Annotated in this window: 14 protein-coding genes; 10 read left to right on the forward strand and 4 right to left on the reverse strand. The window is 37.7% G+C overall.

The window, feature by feature from the left end:
• Nucleotides 1-332 precede the first annotated feature (332 nt).
• The 3 genes from prwr041_RS04985 to prwr041_RS04995 are packed head-to-tail and all read right to left on the reverse strand — an operon-like array spanning nt 333 to nt 4689.
• A complete protein-coding gene (locus prwr041_RS04985; RefSeq protein ID WP_207155237.1) occupies nt 333-1145 on the reverse strand; it encodes a DUF3108 domain-containing protein in 813 nt (270 codons plus the stop codon).
• A gap of 32 nt (nt 1146-1177) precedes the next feature.
• The gene (locus prwr041_RS04990; RefSeq protein WP_237072308.1) at nt 1178-3163 is read right to left on the reverse strand and encodes an Ig-like domain-containing protein; all 1986 of its coding nucleotides are present in this window, start codon (nt 3161-3163) and stop codon (nt 1178-1180) included.
• Nucleotides 3164-3174: 11 nt separating this feature from the next.
• Nucleotides 3175-4689, reverse strand: a complete 1515-nt coding sequence (locus prwr041_RS04995) for a GH3 auxin-responsive promoter family protein (RefSeq protein ID WP_207155239.1) — start codon at nt 4687-4689, stop codon at nt 3175-3177.
• 324 nt (nt 4690-5013) lie between these two features.
• Here prwr041_RS04995 and prwr041_RS05000 point away from each other — a divergent pair, with 324 nt between their 5' ends.
• The 6 genes from prwr041_RS05000 (at nt 5014) to prwr041_RS05025 (ending at nt 10881) form a co-directional block, all read left to right on the forward strand.
• Entirely contained in the window at nt 5014-5619 is a 606-nt protein-coding gene (locus prwr041_RS05000) for an FKBP-type peptidyl-prolyl cis-trans isomerase (protein ID WP_207155240.1), read from the forward strand.
• A 20-nt stretch (nt 5620-5639) separates the two neighbouring features.
• Entirely contained in the window at nt 5640-6518 is an 879-nt protein-coding gene (locus tag prwr041_RS05005) for an FKBP-type peptidyl-prolyl cis-trans isomerase (RefSeq protein WP_207155241.1), read from the forward strand.
• A gap of 19 nt (nt 6519-6537) precedes the next feature.
• Nucleotides 6538-7437, forward strand: coding sequence for an FKBP-type peptidyl-prolyl cis-trans isomerase (locus prwr041_RS05010; protein ID WP_207155242.1), 900 nt, complete (start codon nt 6538-6540; stop codon nt 7435-7437).
• 142 nt (nt 7438-7579) lie between these two features.
• Nucleotides 7580-8047, forward strand: a complete 468-nt coding sequence (locus tag prwr041_RS05015) for an Lrp/AsnC family transcriptional regulator (protein WP_018464175.1) — start codon at nt 7580-7582, stop codon at nt 8045-8047.
• On the forward strand, nt 8047-9810 hold the full coding sequence (locus prwr041_RS05020) for a membrane dipeptidase (protein WP_207155243.1): 1764 nt from the start codon (nt 8047-8049) through the stop codon (nt 9808-9810). Before prwr041_RS05015 ends, prwr041_RS05020 begins: the two co-directional genes overlap by 1 nt.
• 30 nt (nt 9811-9840) lie before the next feature.
• Nucleotides 9841-10881, forward strand: a complete 1041-nt coding sequence (locus tag prwr041_RS05025) for a M28 family peptidase (protein ID WP_207155244.1) — start codon at nt 9841-9843, stop codon at nt 10879-10881.
• Here the strand turns inward: prwr041_RS05025 and prwr041_RS05030 are convergent.
• On the reverse strand, nt 10878-11501 hold the full coding sequence (locus prwr041_RS05030) for a DUF4294 domain-containing protein (RefSeq protein WP_394370814.1): 624 nt from the start codon (nt 11499-11501) through the stop codon (nt 10878-10880). The genes prwr041_RS05025 and prwr041_RS05030 overlap by 4 nt on opposite strands.
• A gap of 148 nt (nt 11502-11649) precedes the next feature.
• On the opposite strand from prwr041_RS05030, the gene prwr041_RS05035 reads away from it, so the two are divergent.
• From prwr041_RS05035 to prwr041_RS05050, 4 genes are all read left to right on the forward strand, one after another.
• Nucleotides 11650-13659 (forward strand): helix-hairpin-helix domain-containing protein, encoded by a 2010-nt coding sequence (locus tag prwr041_RS05035; RefSeq protein ID WP_207155246.1) that lies wholly within the window; start codon nt 11650-11652, stop codon nt 13657-13659.
• An 84-nt stretch (nt 13660-13743) separates the two neighbouring features.
• On the forward strand, nt 13744-14523 hold the full coding sequence (locus tag prwr041_RS05040; RefSeq protein WP_207155247.1) for a polysaccharide deacetylase family protein: 780 nt from the start codon (nt 13744-13746) through the stop codon (nt 14521-14523).
• Nucleotides 14520-15470: a glycosyltransferase family 2 protein gene (locus tag prwr041_RS05045; RefSeq protein WP_207155248.1), complete on the forward strand. Its 951-nt coding sequence runs from the start codon at nt 14520-14522 to the stop codon at nt 15468-15470. The genes prwr041_RS05040 and prwr041_RS05045 overlap by 4 nt, the downstream gene beginning before the upstream one ends.
• The gene (locus prwr041_RS05050) at nt 15460-15873 is read left to right on the forward strand and encodes a GtrA family protein (RefSeq protein WP_207155249.1); all 414 of its coding nucleotides are present in this window, start codon (nt 15460-15462) and stop codon (nt 15871-15873) included. Before prwr041_RS05045 ends, prwr041_RS05050 begins: the two co-directional genes overlap by 11 nt.
• Nucleotides 15874-15890: the final 17 nt, after the last annotated feature.

The raw sequence follows: 15890 nt of genomic DNA on the forward strand, positions 1-15890 counted from the left end.
TTAGATTAAGAATATAGTGATTTTTTAATAGAAATGATGCATTTTCTTTGGTGTGTGCGCAAACAGCAGTATCTTTGCAGTGAAAATAAAAGGATAATAAAAAACGAACGGATACCAAACGGGTACCGAAATAATTAAAAGAAAAAAATTATGGTAACATTAATGATTGTTTTAGCAGTAGTCGCAGCATCTATTTCACTCGCAGTGAATGTAAACGACAAAATCTCTATGGGTTTATAAACCCTTAAGGGATTTACTTTAAAAGGAAGTTTTAAAAATTTAGATATTAAAAAACCAGATATACAAATATGTATATCTGGTTTTTTATTTTATTATTTTAATTGAGATTCCATTGGATTAGCTAACCCTTTCATTCCTACAAGAAAAGCCTTTGCCGAACCGAATTTAAGAAACATATCCAATCTTATTGGGACATGATTCTCATCATCACTCACATAGAAATCAACAATATTCTTATATTTTCCATCATCTAATTCCAAATATGAAAGTTGCAAACAGCGATACTTCGCTCCATTATCAGCCTTTATCACCGTCTTACCTTTATATCTAAGTTGCGCTGGAGTACGTCCGTTGCCATCAGCAATAGGGAACTTCACAACAAATCCCTCTTTCCAACTCTTTGGATTAAAAGATCTTGCACGCAAAAATATGCTCATCATATCATAAACACAATCTTCATACGTATGTCTTTCCCAAGAGTGTGTTCCATCAGCATGCTGTCGATGCATTTTAACGCTACAATTTCCGTTAGGATATGTATAAAAAACCTCGTCAACAGTATATCGACTACCTTCATGTGCTCCCTTACGATAATAGAGCGGAGCCAGCTCTAACGTATTATAGCATAATAATGTATCACGTAGCACGAACATGTTGTCAACCTTGCTGTTACCACGAGTTGTAAGACTAGCCCTATAAGCTGGCTTACCAGCAAAGCGGCTTTCTACAGTATACATGGCTGCCGTTCCTGCTTTAACCCAAACGAATTTCCAATTATAATACAAGTTATAAGAGAGAAATTCGCCAGACTTGAAAGCTGTGTTACGGAATGAGCACTGCGCATTCGATGCTAGTGCGAAGCATGTCAGTGCCACAGTCATTATCCATTTCCTTAGTTGTCTCATATTGTTAATTATTAGTTTTTACACTTTACAAATCAACCACCTGTCGGTATATATTCTATGCCAAACTTCTTTGCTCTGTCAGCATTGCGTCTTTTTACAGTTTTCTGTTTATCGACTTTCTGTTTTGTAATTTCTCTTGGTTTCTGCAAATATAGCGGTTTATCTATAGGGTTCCAAGATTCTCGAACATCCCACTTAGCCTTACACTCAATCTTACCAGGATAGTAATACACCTCCTCTGGCTGAATGTTTTTTTCAAAATCACCAGTATCCCAGATGCCATTATTATTACGATCCACAAACATTCTTAGATAATAATCGTCTGCCGCAAGATAGAAAAATTCAGCCTGTCCTTTTTCTGCCTCCAATTCCTTCACAACGTTATCACTTTTATCCAAAAGTTGCAGAATGCAATGTTTATTATCCATACCAATTAAAGATATGGTGAGAGTGCCATATTCGTCATTGCTCTTTACTTTAAAACCATACTTTCCCTTTCCTGACACCTTTCCGTATATGTCAACAAAAGCCATACTATCCATTTCAAGACTATACTCCTGCCCAGGACGCCATTCACCGACTAGTTCATAATCCATTCCATACTTCAACGTGTCGCTGCGAACAAACTTTCCATTAGCATCCCGATGTGCCAATGGCCTAAATGCATATTTTGCTTTATACCAAAGAGTATCGATCTTTGTATATAAATGTATCTTTGATGTATCTACTTGTTCAAGTGGTGCGTCAACACTTATCGGTATATTTTTGTCAGGGTCAAGCTCAGTAGGAACGTTAACGATAAGTTTCATATTATCTCTAGGTTTAACCATTTCATAATGGTCACCCTTTTTCTTAGCTTTTTCCTGTGCTTTCTGCCATTTTTCCAACTCTTTTTGAGCAGTTTTCATCCTCTTCTCATACGGTTGTTTTGAAAGAACTTCCATTGTATCATTTTGTACCACGAGATGTCCTAGAGAATCTGTTTTCTGATAATTAATCTCCATGCGTAGCGTGTCTTGATTGACAAGAGCTGAATCACGCAACCAATATGATATAGTATCCCTTTTTACATTAGGAATAACCACAAAAGCATTTTTCTCATTAAAGTTCAGACCTTTGATTCTTGGTAATTCTTTGTTTCCATAACTAAAATTAGCCACAAAATGATTAGCTTCTTTTCTTGTCACACTAAGCAGATATCTGTCTGTCTGCAATTCGGTGAATGCAGATAATGTAACATCATCTGGCAAAAAGTGCGTATAGTCATGTCGTTTAATATCTGCAATATGTAGAGAATCCGTCCAAAGTGTATCTTGTCTTATATCAGCTTTAGATGATGTAGTTATCAAATCATGTGAAAAAGCTATTTTTTCACTTTTTTGATTGAACATATAATTACCATCAACATCCTGCAAAGCATATATACGATATGAGCCTTTTTTCACTCCTTTTATTATGAAGTGTCCCCTACTATCAGTGCGGCTTACCCTAAGCATAGGTGTCTTTTGAAACGCAGAATCAGCCTGATTACTGTATAATCCAACAAGGATACCTTTTACTGGTTCAAGATTATCAGCAGCTAAAACATAACCAGAAACCTCCATTGTATCTATCTCTGCACCTGTAGAGAAACTATAAGTATAGTTGCCCAAAGGGTTTCCTTCGTTATTGTCTGAAATAGCATCACTAAAGTCAATCGTATAAGTAGTATTTGCTTTCAAAGGATCAAGAAGTTTCACATCTATACTTTTGCCCGCAGCCTTTATTTCTGGCGCCTCCAATTGTGGCGGTGACACAATAACATTCTCTGTGGCATTATCAACCTTAACATATTCGTCGAAGTTGATTTTTACGTTTCTACTTTTAACTCCGACCCCTCTATCTGCAGGAGACGCTCCAATAACCTTTGGTGGAGTTTCATCAAACCAGCCTCCATCAGGATTACCCATACGAGCGCAACTTGCAAAGAGCGTAATTGCGAGTATATATAATAGAGTATATTTCTTCTTTATTTTCATATTTATTATAATCATGCTTGGCTTAAGAGTTCCAGCAATTCATCTAAGTTTTTTCGGCTATTGCTCAAACGGGGTATCTTGTGCTGTCCACCTAGTTTACCCTTAGCTTTAAGCCAATCATTGAATAGCCCGGCACGTGCCTTCACTACTTCTAAATGTTGAAGCGTAACATCATGAAAACGTTTTGCTTCATAATCACTATTTAGCTCCTGCAATTTTTTATCTAGGATAGTAGCAAACTGATTAATATCTGCTGGCTCTTTTGCAAATTCTATCAGCCATTGATGTCTACATTTGGCTTTACTATCCATATATACAGGGGCAGCAGTATATTCACTAACTTCAGCACCAGTAAGTTTACATGCATAATCTAAACCATTCTCAGCATTATCCATGATAAGTTCTTCCCCAAAGGCATTAATGAAATATTTTGTACGCCCTGTTATCACAAACTTATACGGATTTTTGCTTGTAAAACTCACGGTATCACCAATCATATATCGCCACAAGCCACAACTTGTTGTTATTAACATTGCGTAGTTTTTTCCTACTTCAATTCCCTCCAGAGGAACTATTGTCGGGTTATCATTACCAAACTCATCCATCGGAATAAACTCATAAAACACGTCATAATCCAACATAAGCAGCATGCTCTTGTCTATCGTATCATTTTGGATACCAAAGAACCCTTCGCTGGCATTATATGTTTCCATATAGTGCATATTTGAATTCGTTATCAGTTGTTCATATTGTGAACGGTAAGGCGTGAAAGCAATACCGCCATGAAAAAAGACTTCTAGATTTGGCCAAACATCTTGAAGGTGTTTCTTTCCAGAGATTTCCATAACCCTTACCAACACACTAAGCATCCAACTTGGAACTCCGGAGATATTAGTCACATTCTGTTTAACACACTCACGAGCAATTCTGTCACGTTTTATATCAAAATCACTCAACAATGCAGTTTGCTTTTTAGGCACGCGAACCAAATTTGCAAGAGGATTTATATTCTCAATAAGTATTGCACTGAGGTCACCAACAAGAGAATTAGCTACATTGTAATTAGGAGAATGGCTGCCTCCCAAAATCAAGCCCTTACCATCAAACATTTTGCTACCAGGATTCATCATCAAATACAAGGCAACAACATCTTTACCACCTTGGTAATGAATATGATTCAATCCATCTTGTGAAACTGGAATAAACTTACTTTTGTCATTCGTAGTACCAGAAGACTTAGCATACCATTTTACCTGTCCACGCCACAAAACATTTTCATCACCATGTCTCATACGGTCTATATCGCCTTTTAACTCCTCATAAGTATTCACTGAGACGTTAGAAACAAAGTCTTCATATGAATTCACATTACTAAGCAAATGTTTTCTTCCATATTCGGTATTTTTACCTCGCTCTATAAGTTTTTTCAGCACTTCATGCTGCAGTTCTTCACCGTGACTTAAATATGATTCAAGTTGTTTCTGCCTTGGTAGGAATAATTTTCCCACAATGCTAGTTATATTCATTGTTGCGTATTATCAGTTTAAACTGCAAATTTAGTCCAAACTTTTGTAATAGGGTAAAATTTCACGAATTTTAATATAACGAGGCATCTTCATTACAAAACATAACGCATGCAATATCTTACGGATAATAAATTTTGTGTGAGAATACATGGCATTTAATGAATATCATATCACTCAAAATTTAAGAATGACTAAAAATAATCTTCATCATGTTTTTTTAATAAAATTAAATAGTCGTTTCTTTCATATTTAGTTTAATTCTGCTATCTTTGCAAAAGTTTTAAAACAGATTTACAATATTAATAATAACGATTTTACTATTTTATGGATAAAGTAAGTTACGCTCTCGGCATAGGTATTGGCCGTCAGCTAGCGCAGATGGGCGCAGCTAAATTGAATATAGATGATTTTGCGCAAGCAATTAAAGATGTCATTTCTAATAACGATTTAAAAGTTTCTGACAAAGAGGCACAAGAACTTGTACAGAACTTCTTTGCAGAGCAAGAAGCTAAGCAACATGCCGAAGCTGAAGAGCTTGGTAAAGTTGCAAAGAATGAGGGAGAGAACTTCCTCGCCGAAAATGGCAAAAAAGAGGGTGTTATAACAACAGCTTCTGGCTTGCAATACCAAATTTTGCGCGAAGGTAACGGAAAGACTCCTAAAGCTACTGATCAGGTAGAATGCCACTATGAAGGAACACTTATCAATGGAACAAAGTTTGATAGTAGCTATGACCGTGGTCAAACAGCAACATTCCCACTCAACGGTGTAATAGCAGGTTGGACTGAAGGTCTACAACTAATGAAAGAAGGCGCTAAATATCGTTTCTTTATCCCTTACAAGCTCGGTTATGGTGAGCGTGGTGCTGGAGCATCTATCCCTCCATACGCAGCATTGGTATTCGATGTAGAATTAGTAGCAGTAAAATAATTAATCCTTAAATACAAATAATGAAGAAAATCATTTTGGTAGCGCTTGTTGCTATTGCAGCCGCTACATTTATGTCATGTGGAAACTCCACTCCTAAGGCTGACCTTAAGAGTGATGTTGATTCTATGAGTTATGCAATGGGTATGTCGCAGACTCAAGGTTTGAAAGAGTTTTTAGTAGGTCGCATGAAGGTTGACACAACTTACATGGATGAATTTATAAAAGGTCTTAACGACGGTGCTAATGCTGGTGATGACAAAAAGAAGTCTGCTTACTATGCAGGAATTCAGATTGGTCAACAGATTGCAAACCAAATGATAAAAGGTATCAACACAGAAGTTTACGGTCAAGACTCTACAAAGAGTATCTCTCTTAAAAACTTTATGGCTGGTTTCGTTGCAGGAACAACAGGTAAAACTGGCGATATAAAGATGACCATCGCTCAGGCACAGATGATTGCCCAGAGTAAGATGATGCTTATTAAGAGCAAGAACATGGAAAAGCAGTATGGTCCTAATAAGGAAGCTGGTGAGAAATGGCTTGCAGCAAACAAGACCAAAGCTGGAGTAAAGACTCTTCCTTCTGGTGTTCAGTATAAAGTTATCAAAGTTGGCAACGGTCCTCTTCCAAAAGATACATCTACCGTAAAGGTAAATTATGAAGGTCGCACTATTGACGGAAAGGTCTTTGACAGTTCTTACAAGCGCGGTCAGCCTATTACTCTTCGTGCAAATCAAGTTATCAAAGGTTGGACAGAAGCACTTGTTCACATGCCAGCTGGTTCTGTTTGGGAAGTTTATATTCCACAGAATCTTGCCTATGGAGATCGCGAGCAGGGTCAAATCAAACCTTTTTCAACTCTAATCTTCAAGATAGAGCTTCTAAGTGCAGGAAAATAAACCATCATTTATATCGTAAATGAAAAAGAAATACATTATTGCGCTCGTCATCATGACGAGCGCTACTTTTAGTTTAGTTCAGGCTAAAGACAAAAAAGACAAGAAAACTAAGCCTGTAACTGTTGAGCAGGATGCTCCGATTAAACTAGTCAGCCCTTCTGATTCTATTAGTTTTGCTGCCGGTATGGCTGCAACAGACGGACTTATTCCTTATCTTAAGCAGCAGCTTGGCGTTGACACTGCTAACATGGCTGAATTTGTGAAGGGCTTTAAGGAAGCACAGCTTCGCGTAAAAGATCCAGCTTTTAAGGCTTATGCAGCAGGTATGCAGATTGCAGGCATGGTTAACGACCGTATAATGCCTAACATGAAGACAGACTTTGTGGGGTCAAATGATTCTATCAACAGCGTAACCTTCAATGAAGGTTTTATTGCTGCGTTAAAAAATGACACCACACTGTTTACACAAAAGGCTGCAAGTAAGATGTTCAGCGACAAACGTACAGCCATTCGTGACAGTAAGAATGCCGTATACAAAAAAGAGAACGAAGATTGGCTAAAGACAAATGCCAATAAGGAAGGCATGAAGACTACAGCTTCAGGTTTACAGTATAAAGTCCTTATTGCAGGTAAAGGTGCCACTCCAAAAGCAACAGACAAAGTTACAGTGAAATATGAAGGTAGAATGATTGATGGAACTGTTTTCGACAGTAGCTACAAGCGCAATCCACAAACTACATCATTCCATTGTAATGAAGTTATAAAGGGATGGACAGAAGCATTAACGATGATGCCTGTAGGCAGCAAATGGGAGATATGTATCCCTCAAGACCTTGCTTACGGTTCTCGTCAAGCAGGTCAAATCAAACCTTATTCTACTCTTGTATTTACCGTTGAGTTGATTAGCATTGATAAATAATTTGTCATCAAATAATTGAAAATGCGCGATTATCGAAAGATTTTCGCGCATTTTATTGCTTGATTTAATATTTATTTCTATATTTGCTAACACAATGATAAACCTTTTGATAAAACAATAATAACAAAAAATAATAAAAGAAATGGATAAGATTGATAATCTTGATAAAAAGATACTGAGTATTCTATCTAAGAATGCCCGTATTCCCTTTAAAGACGTAGCTGCTGAGTGCGGAGTCTCTCGTGCAGCGATTCATCAGCGTGTGCAGCATTTGATGGAAAATGGTATAATTACAGGTAGTGGATTTGACGTAAATCCAAAGAGTTTAGGTTACTCGACATGCACTTATGTAGGACTAAATCTTGAAAGAGGTAGTATGTATAAGAATGTAGTCCAGCGACTAATCAACATTCCTGAAATCATTGAGTGCCACTTCACCACTGGTCCTTACACTATGCTTTTAAAGCTTTACGCACAGGACAACGAACAATTAATGGATTTGCTTAACAACAAATTGCAAAGTATTCCAGGAGTTGTATCAACAGAAACCCTAATTTCACTTGAACAAAGCATTAAGCGTGAGATACCAGTTAATATCGACGCAGAATAATGACAAGACAATTTGATCTGAAATCATATCTCGATGAGATATATTCAGAATTTCCAGAGTCCAATCATCAACCGATTATTGGACTCACTGCTAATTATAGTGACTTAGATGCCACTATACGTAGTGCATATTATAAACAAATAGTAAAAGCTGGCGGAACTCCTCTTATTATTCCACCGATAGCAGACAAAAATGTTATAATAAACACCCTAGAACATATTGATGCTCTTGTGCTCACTGGTGGTGCTGATTACAATCCGTTGTGGGCTGGAGAACAGCCGATAAAGGAACTACATAATATAAATAAGGAACGCGATTTAGCGGAACTCATCATAACACGATTAGCTTACAATCGCCAAATACCGATGCTTGGAATATGTCGTGGCATACAAACGCTTGCCATGGCTCTTGATGGAAGAGTTGAACAAGACATAGAAAATCCTTTGGTGAATGAAGATAAATCACTTAAAAAACATATAAAACATTCACAGGATGCAGATAGGTCTGAACCTACACATGTCGTAAATATACAAGACAACAGTGTGCTTTCTGATATATATGGAAACAGTGCGTTTGTTAACACATTTCACCATCAAGCTGTTGCTGCTCCTGGTAACAAATTCCATGTTGTCGCAACTTCTCCAGATGGAGTTATTGAGGCTATTGAAAGTTGTGAATACAAATCCATAATAGGTGTTCAATGGCATCCAGAGTGGCTTGGCGATGAAGGATTAAAGTTGTTTGATTGGCTTGTAAAACGCGGTGATGAATTTAATAGAGCAAAACAACTGCATAACAAGATTCTTACTCTTGACTCTCATTGCGACACTCCAATGTTTTTCCCTCAGGGTGTAAAATTCGACCATCGCGACCCACGCATACTTTATGATCTTCATAAAATGTATGAGGGACATCAAGATGCCGTAACAATGGTTGCATATTTACCACAAAAGCCAAAACCAGGAGAAATTCCAGCAGGGATGTCTCCAAAACAATACGCAGATAGCATATTCAATCAGATTGACGATATAATAGCAGCAAAGAGCAATTACGTTTCATTAGCTCGTACTTCTGATGATCTTTATCGTAACAAGGCTGAAGGTCGCAAGAGTATAATGATTGGTATAGAAAATGGTTTGGCTATTGAAAACAACATAGAGAATATTGAACATTTTGCAAAACGAGGTGTTACTTATATAACATTGTGCCACAATGGAGACAATGACATTTGTGATAGCGCACGTGGCAAAAACACTCATGGTGGCGTAAGTGAATTCGGAGAAAAGGTAATAAAAGAAATGAACCGACTAGGTGTCATGGTAGACCTAAGCCATGGTGGTGAAAAAAGCTTCTATGATGCACTCGAGATCAGTTCAATGCCTATTGTTTGTAGCCATAGCAACAGCAAAGCATTATGTGATGTGCCAAGAAATCTTACCGACGACCAGATGCGTGCCTTGGCAGCAAAAGGAGGAGTAGCACAAGTCACTATGTATCATGGTTTCTTGCGTAAAGAAGGTGAGGCTAGTATTCTTGATGCAATAGCGCATCTTGAACACGCTATTGATATAATGGGAATTGAACACGTAGGTATTGGTACAGATTTCGATGGTGACGGTGGAATAGCAGGTTTGGCAGATGCTTCCGAACTAATCAATTTCACGACAATGCTACTACGCCGCAAATACAAAGAAGAAGACATACGAAGTATATGGGGGAGCAACTGGCTTAGAGTAATGGATATAGTTCAGCAACATAAATAACAAATGCCCGCATATTAACATTATTATATTATGAGAAAATATATGAAAATCGCGATAGGATTGGCTGTTGCAGCCGCTTTAGGAGGCAGTGCTTACTATTATAAGAGCGCTAACAATCAAATTTCAGACATTAATACGACTGAGGAAATAGAGAAAGTACAACCTGTTGGTCCATCATTCAATGCTGATAGCGCATATGCATATACTAAAGCACAGTGTGATTTCGGAACCAGAAACATGAATAGTGAAGGACATGATCGTTGCGCAAAATGGATTATAGCTAAATTTAAACAATATGGCTGTAAGGTTGAAAGTCAAAAAGCTAATCTTAAAGGCTATGATGGCACAACGCTTAAAAGTCAGAATATCATTGCGAAGATAAATCCAGAAGCTACTACACGTATTCTAATCTGCGCTCATTGGGATAGTCGACCTTGGGCTGATAATGATCCAGACAAGGCTAACTGGAAGAAACCAATTATGGCAGCGAACGATGCTGCAAGCGGTGTTGCTGTAATGATAGAATTAGCACGCTTATTAGATAGTCAGAAAGGCAAGAAAGGAGCACTTAATTCACAATTCGGAATCGATTTCGTATGCTTTGATGCTGAAGACTGGGGAACTCCTCAATGGGCTGATGTTAAAGATGACGGCAGTAGCTGGGCTCTTGGTGCACAATACTGGAGCAAGAACTTACCACAAGGTTATGAAGCACGTTATGGCATTCTGTTAGATATGGTCGGCGGCGTAGGTGCACAGTTCTATCAAGAAGGCATGTCAAAGCAATATGCTCCTGAGATTGTTAATAAGGTTTGGAAGGCCGCACGCCAAGTTGGTTTCGGCTCATCCTTCCCAAATAGTGATGGAGGTATGATTACTGATGACCACATTCCTGTAAATCAAGATGCAAAGATTCCTACAATAGATATTATTCCATATTATCCAAATTGCCAACAAAGCAGTTTTGGACCTACATGGCACACTTTGGCTGATAATATGGATAATATTGACAAAAACACATTGAAGGCTGTTGGACAAACTCTAGTCCAAGTACTTTGGTCTGAACGTTAAAGTTGTCCAGCCTCAACCATTAATACGACTCTTTCGGTTAGCCTGTCTACTCCGTTAGGGTCGTATTTTTTTGCAAGACTAGCACCGAATGTCCACGCAAAAGCCTGATAGAATCCTGCACGCACAGGACCAAGAATAGCCTGAAGTGCACCGTAAGCAGAACTTCCACATTCACGATAAACAAGTTTTATCAATAACTTACCTTGTGCATAAGTAAGCTTTTTCATTCTTGGAGAATATTCTTTCTTTATACTTTCCTCAACATATTTAAGATGCTTGTCACGAGCTTTTTTATTTGGAAGAGTCTGTAAATACTCGTATGTTTCAACAATAATTTGGTTCACCTCCTTTGCTATAGGCAACACTTTCTTGACATTCATAACAAGAATATTGTATGCAGCACGTTGTTTAGGGTCATTAAAAACAGGCTGTGGAAAAACATATATATTATTTAACTCCACATATTGTATTGAATCGCCTCCCATAAGCACTTTACCGACCTTCACCATTGGCACAAAAGTTGGATTATCCATGTCTACCTTCATATCTTCAGGGTTAACATGTCCAGGTCTGTCATTGCCTATTTGGGCATTAGCACTCAGTGCAGATATGACAAACATAAATACTATGAGTAATCTACTTTTCATAACAGCGCAAAAGTAATTATATTTTTGCATACGAAGAAATAAATTCCATTTAATTTGTTTAATTGACCTATTTAGGCTAATTTTGCAATGCTTAACAACAGCTAAAACATAAGATACAACCGTGAAAAAAGTATTAAGATATATTTTTCTTATCACATCTATTACCTATTCTACAGCTTTAGATGCACAAAACGAACAGAGTTGGGAAGAATGCTATGATGAAATTCATTCTATGGACGGACAAGAAGATATTAACACAGAAGCAGACTATGACGTTCTAAGCGAACTAACTTCGCACCCTATAAATATCAATGCCGCAACGCGTGAAGATCTTGAGCGCATTCCTTTCCTAAGCAGTCAGCAAGTGGAATCTATTATGGAATACATGTATAAATACCATACGATGCAAAGTTTAGGTGAACTCCATATGATTACAGATCTTGATGATGTATACGCACGCCTATTATCATATTTCTTATACATCGGTAATCCGCCAGAAAAAGGTTTACCAACTATTGGTGAAATTTTGAAATATGGAAAAAATGAAATAGTAGCCACTGCTAATATACCAACATATAAACGTGACGGATATACGAACGGTGATTACCAAGGAAACAATATAAAACATTGGTTTCGTTATACATTCAGTTTCGGAAATATGCTGAAATTTGGTTTTACTTGTGCCCAGGATGCTGGAGAACCTTTTTTCAAGGGGAAAAACAAACTTGGATATGATTATTGTTCATATTATGTAATGCTTCGAAATATAGGCAAGTTAAAATCTCTGGCTTTAGGAAGATACAGGTTAAGATTCGGAATGGGACTGGTTATAAATAATGATTACAGCTTTGGAAAGTTGGCAACACTTCAAACTCTTGGGCGTTCATCTAACAGTATCCGTGAACATTCTTCACGTTCAGAAGCTAATTACATGCAAGGAGCAGCTGCAACAATCAATATAGCAAAAGGACTTGATATTACAGGATTTGTATCATATAGGGATATAGACGCTACACTAAACAAGGATTCACTTAACACTATTGCCACTATTACAGGTAATGGATACCACCGCACTGTGTCAGAAATAACCAGAAAGCACAATACATCGATCTTTGCAGGAGGTGGAAACATGAGGTATTTTAGCAATGGTTTCCACATCGGCATGTCTGCAATATATTCATCACTAAACAGAGAATTACGTCCAGACACAGCACGAATATACAAGCGATGGTCAGCAACTGGCACAAAATTTTGGAATGCCGGAATAGACTATGGCTATATTTGCGGTAAATTTTCTTTCAATGGAGAAACGGCGACAGGCGACAGCCATGCTATTGCCACAATCAACAGCTTGAGTTATAAGTTACTTAGCAATCTGCAAATTATGGCATTACAGAGATTCTACTCATATCGATATTACGGAATGTATGCAAACAGTTTTTGTGATGCAGGAAGTATACAGGACGAGAGTGGAATATATTGTGGCATAAGCTGGAACGCAAGTAAACATACGACAATAATGATGTATACTGATTATGCATATTTCGCATGGCCAAAATATATGCAGAGTTTTCCAGAAACGTATTCTTTAGACAACATGATTCAATTGCTTTACAATAAAAAACACTTTTCACTTCTTGCACGTTACAGATTAAAGATAAAGCAACGAGACAATATGAATAAGACCGCCCTAGACAATGTTAACGAGCATCGTGGGCGTTTACAATTAGGATATATTATAAAAAATATTCAATGCCGTTCACAAGCAGATATAGTCTATTCACGACAAAGGACAGAAAGTATGGGGTACATGATTTCAGAAAGCGTATTATACAAATATCATTGGATCAATGCCGCCGCAAACATCGGATACTTTCACACAGCTGATTATCAGAGCAGAGTATATGCTTACGAACGTGGAGTAATGTATAATTTCAGTTTCCCGGCATTCTCAGGTGAAGGTATACGATATTCCATAAACTTGCGCGCCGATATAAACAAAAACATCATGATGATTACAAAAGTAGGATGCACAGATTATCTGGATCGTTCTACCATTTCAAGTGGTCCACAACAGATACATGGTAGCAGTCAGACAGATATAGACTTACAGCTTAGATATAAATTTTAGGTATAATAATGTAAATATGATGTCCTAAATTTGCAAATCTGACTAGAACTTCGTAATTTCGCAACGCAATATAATATCATTGCTATGATTTTACTAAGTTTTGACACAGAAGAATTTGACGTGCCCCGCGAGCATGGGGTTGAGTATTCATTAGAAGAAGGTATGAAAGTTTCCATTTTTGGAACAAACAGAATCCTTGATACACTTAAAACAAATAACGTAAAAGCCACATTTTTCTGTACTGGAAATTTCGCTGAAAATGCTCCCGAAGTTATTAAACGCATCATTGATGAAGGCCACGAAGTGGCTTGTCATGGTGTAGACCATTGGCGTCCGAATGCTAACGACGTTTTCCGTTCAAAGGAAATTGTTGAGCGCGTTTCGGGTGTCAAGACTAGAGGATATCGCCAACCGCGAATGTTCCCTGTCTCTGATGACGACATAGAAAATGCAGGATTTGAATATAATTCATCACTCAATCCAGCATTTATCCCAGGAAGATACATACATCTGAACACTCCACGCACATATTTCATGCGCAAAGGTGTAATGGAGATACCAGCATCTGTAACTCCGATTATACGCTTTCCACTATTCTGGCTTGCACTACACAATTTACCAGAAAGCATATATTATTGGATGACTGACAGAGTATTAAAGCACGACGGATATTTCGTCACATATTTCCACCCTTGGGAGTTTTACGAACTGAAGCAACATCCAGAATTCAAAATGCCATTTATCATTAAGAATCACAGTGGACTGCAGATGGCGCAGCGATTGGACAAATTAATAAAACACCTTAAAAACAAGAATGAGGAGTTTATTACGTTCAGTGAATTTGTAGAAAGGAAAAAAGTATGATAAAATTAGCGACAGTTTCTCCATGCTATAACGAAGAACCAGTTTTAGAAGATTCCGTAAAAAAACTCACAGAGTTTTTCGATGGTCTTGTCGCAAAGGGGAAAATATCAAAAGACAGCATGATGGTCTTCGTCAATGACGGTAGCAAAGACCAGACCTGGGATATCATCAGAAAGATGCATAATGAGAACCATTATGTAAAGGGTATCTCATTAGCCCACAATAGCGGACATCAAAACGCTATCATGGCTGGAATGATGGTTGCTAAGGACTGGGCTGATGCCGTAATCACAATTGACGCAGACCTCCAAGACGATATCAATGCAATTGAGCAGATGATTGATGACTTTGAAGAAGGTTACGACATTGTATATGGTGTGAAAGTATCACGTACAGCCGATCCATTGTTGAAGAGAATGTCGGCAGAGGCTTTCTATAAGTTACAGGATCGCATGGGTGTCAAAAGTGTTTTCAATCATGCTGATTTCCGACTGATGAGTAAACGTGCACTAGAAATGCTTGCAGAATACGATGAAAGAAATCTATATTTGCGTGGACTTATCCCATTGATAGGACTTCCGTCCTCAACTGTTGATGACACAATAAGTGAACGTCAGGCTGGTAAATCTAAATATACTCTTCGTAAGATGTTAGGGCTTGCGCTCGATGGGATAACATCGTTCTCAATAAAACCAATATATAATATCATATACATGGGAATACTCTTCCTGCTTGTATGTGTAGGCATAGCTATTTATGTAATTCATGCTCTCATTGCCGGAACGGCCGTACACGGTTGGGCTTCACTGATGCTTTCAGTTTGGTTTGTAGGAGGAGTAATGCTTATTTCTATTGGCGTGATCGGAGTATATATTGGAAAGATATATATTGAGGTAAAACATCGTCCGCTTTATAATATTGCAGAGATACTAGGGGATGAGGAATAAACTGCTGTCTTTCTGGAATAATCATCCTCAATGCCATAAGGATGTGGGTAGAGTATTGCGCTTTGGTGTAACAGGATCATTATCCACAGGTTTGCACTATTGTGCTTATTTACTTGCATTACTTGCTTTCAACGCAACTATATCATATACTATTGGATATGGTGTTGGTTTAGTATTCAACTATTTCATGACAACCCATTTTACTTTCAAGGAACAAGCTTCAAAAAAGAATGCGGCAGGTTTCCTTGCAAGTCACGTAATAAATTATCTTCTTGAGATAGGACTTCTTAATTTATTGATGTACTTTGAAATAGGCAAACAACTTGCCGGCATCATGACACTAGTTATGATTGTACCAATAAACTTTTTATTATTAAGATTTGTATTCGTGAAACTAAAATAAGTCTCACGAATACAAAT

The sequence above is a fragment of the Prevotella herbatica genome (genome assembly GCF_017347605.1).
In the GTDB taxonomy this organism is placed as follows: Bacteria; Bacteroidota; Bacteroidia; order Bacteroidales; family Bacteroidaceae; genus Prevotella; species Prevotella herbatica.